Source organism: Gemmatimonadota bacterium (assembly GCA_016209965.1).
Lineage (GTDB): Bacteria > Gemmatimonadota > Gemmatimonadetes > Longimicrobiales > RSA9 > JACQVE01.
Genome location: JACQVE010000284.1, coordinates 1 through 2,385, shown reverse-complemented (window position 1 = coordinate 2,385; position 2,385 = coordinate 1). Strand labels below are relative to the sequence as shown.

4 protein-coding genes are annotated in these 2,385 nt (G+C 69.0%); all 4 read right to left on the bottom strand.

Features of this window, described 5'->3' with window-relative positions; all coding sequences use genetic code 11:
* Positions 1-492, bottom strand: a 492-nt coding sequence (locus tag HY703_11370; GenBank protein ID MBI4545787.1) for a hypothetical protein, incomplete at its 3' end; no start/stop codon positions are given.
* Entirely contained in the window at positions 489-1,001 is a 513-nt protein-coding gene (gene folK, locus HY703_11365) for a 2-amino-4-hydroxy-6-hydroxymethyldihydropteridine diphosphokinase (GenBank protein MBI4545786.1), read from the bottom strand. The genes HY703_11370 and folK, both read right to left, overlap by 4 nt.
* Entirely contained in the window at positions 998-1,360 is a 363-nt protein-coding gene (locus tag HY703_11360; GenBank protein ID MBI4545785.1) for a cupin, read from the bottom strand. The genes folK and HY703_11360 overlap by 4 nt, the downstream gene beginning before the upstream one ends.
* Before the next feature lie 176 nt (positions 1,361-1,536).
* Positions 1,537-2,385, bottom strand: an 849-nt coding sequence (locus HY703_11355; protein ID MBI4545784.1) for a hypothetical protein, incomplete at its 5' end; no start/stop codon positions are given.

The following is a 2,385-nucleotide window of genomic DNA, read 5'->3' as shown; positions in this document are numbered from 1 at the left end:
GTCCTGAAGCGCGTGCACCAGCTCGTGGGCCAGCACCGGTTCGAGCACATCCCGGGGCACGCCCTCCATGACGTAGAGCGTGTCCGTCTCGGGATCGTAGTAGCCCATCACCTGCTCGGTATACAGCTCCAGCAGTAGCCGCCGTAGATCCAGCGTATCAGGGAAGAGGCCCAGGGCGCGGTAGGTGGCTTCGATGCCTTCCGCCTCCGCCGGCGGCAGCTCCTTGCCGAGCTGGGCGAGCACGTAGCGCCGCAGCTCGGCGCGGCCGCGGCGCGCGACGCCCACGGGCCGGCGGGCGCGCAGGCCGGCCAGCGACTCGAGGCGCGGGAGCAACGAATCCACGGCCGCGCGCAGTTCCAGGTCCTCCCGGTTCTGGCCACGGCATGCGCCCGTGCCCAGCGGGCAGAGGACGAGGAACAGGAGGGCAACCCGGCGCGCCTGCGGAGGAGCAAGGCGTCGCCCGCCGCTTACGCGCCTTCCCGTGGCGCTCATGGCACGCGCCGCGCAGGATCGAGGAGCACCGACCCGTCGAAGAGCCGTTCCGTGGCCTCGAAGCTCCCGCGCGCCAGCGCGTCTCGCAGCCGTTCGCCCGTGCGCGGGTGGCGAGCGTCCGGATCCAGCTCGAGCAGCGGCCGCAGCACGAAGGCCCGCTCGAGCATGCGCGGGTGCGGCAGCTCGAGGGCGGGGGTCGCGAGCTGGCGATCATCATAGAGAAGCAGGTCGATGTCGATGACCCTGGGGGCGTTGGGGAACGAGGGCTGGCGGCCGAGCTGCCATTCCGCGCGCTGCAACTCCCCGAGCAGCCCCTCCGGCTCGAGCGTGGTGCGCGCGCGCGCCACCAGGTTCCAGTAGTCGGGCTGCTCGCGGTAGCCGACGGGCTCGGAGTGGTAGACGGAGGAGACCGCCTCGATGTCGAGGATCCGGGCGAGGTGGGCGAGTGCGGCTCGCAGGTTCGCTTCGCGGTCGCCCAGGTTGGTGCCCAGGCCCAGGTAGACGATCATACCCGGCCGTAGCGGTCCTCGAGGCGCACCACGTCATCCAGGTCGGGTGTCGAGGCCTCCAGGATATCCACGTCGGTGACCGCTTCCATGCGGTGCAGCGTACCAGGGAGCACGCGGTAGCTGGTCCCGGCGGGAAAGGCGATCTCTTCCAGCCGGTTCGCGGCGGGCCCCGCCCAGAAGCGCATCTCGCCCCGCAAGAGGTGAATGGTTTCATCCTTCCGCTCGTGGTACTGCAGCGAAAGGGCGTGCCCCGCTCTGACATGCAGGATCTTGCCCACGTAGCGGTCCGTGCGGGCCCAGATCAGCTCGTGGCCCCAGGGTTTGGGCACGAGCTGCGGCAGTGCCTGAGCGTCTCCCATGCCGCCGAAAATAGACGAGGATTTGGGGGAGGGCTAGTGATCGCTGGCGCGCTCCGCTCGGGATGACAGGTTGTTGCGTACGCGTAAGCGTCCGGGAGAAGCTGGGCGCCCGCCGGCCCGGCACTCAGGCTACCTGTGTGCGGGGCCGGCGGGCGCTCTACTGCTACTCTACTGCTCTACTGCTTGGCGAAGAAGGCCTTGAACTTGTCGCCGTAGTTCTCGCTGACCTGGACCCTGGCCTTGGTCAGGAGGTTGAGGTTGTCGGGCTCGAGGACCAGCATGTAGGTGTTGAAGTCGACAAAGGCGCCGGCCTCGGCCTCGGCAATGCGGTCGGTGCCGTTGCCGATCTCATCGACCGTCACGGTGTGGAGTCGCACGGAGGCCGTGACGTTGGGGCCCACCACCTTGGCCAGGAAGCTCTGGTAGTGGAAGCCCTCGGGAGGCGCGGGCACGCGCTTCAAGTCCACGAGCAGGGAATCGCGGAAGAAGCTGCCCAGGCCAGTGCCGGCAAGCTGGAAGGCGCGGGGCGCGGTGGCATCGAACTTGCCCAGCGTCAGGGCGCCCGCCTTGAGCGACTGGTCCGCGGCCAGGTATTCGCTGAACAGGAACTTCGAGGCCGAGGGATTGGCGCCAACCGTGGTCCCCTCGATGGAGACCAGGAGGTGCGTCCACTTGGCGAAGTCGACATTGCTCGCGTCGTCCAGGACCACGGAGAGGGCGGCCTCGCCCGGCGAATCGAAGGTGGCCGCGGGCGTGGTGGAGGTGCCCACCTTGGCGGGCGCGGACTTGAACGCCTTCGAGGTGCGGTTGAAGAGCCAGACGGCGTAGCGGCGCGTAGTCAGCTTGGGCAGCCCGGAGAGCGAGAGCCTGATGGTGCCCGGCGCTGCCAGGGCATTGGCGCCGCCCGGCAGTGTCTTGAACTTGCTCACGTCCGTGATGGTCGTGGGCAGGGGCGCGAACGAGTTGTTGATGGCGTTGCCGTTGGCGTCGATATCCGGCCCCATCTGGGCGCGGACGACGAGGGG

What these genes read in the sequence shown, in the direction of transcription:
- folK (MBI4545786.1), bottom strand. Translation starts at nt 1,001, where the DNA reads ATGATCGTCTACCTGGGCCTGGGCACCAACCTGGGCGACCGCGAAGCG.
- HY703_11360 (MBI4545785.1), bottom strand. Translation starts at nt 1,360, where the DNA reads ATGGGAGACGCTCAGGCACTGCCGCAGCTCGTGCCCAAACCCTGGGGC.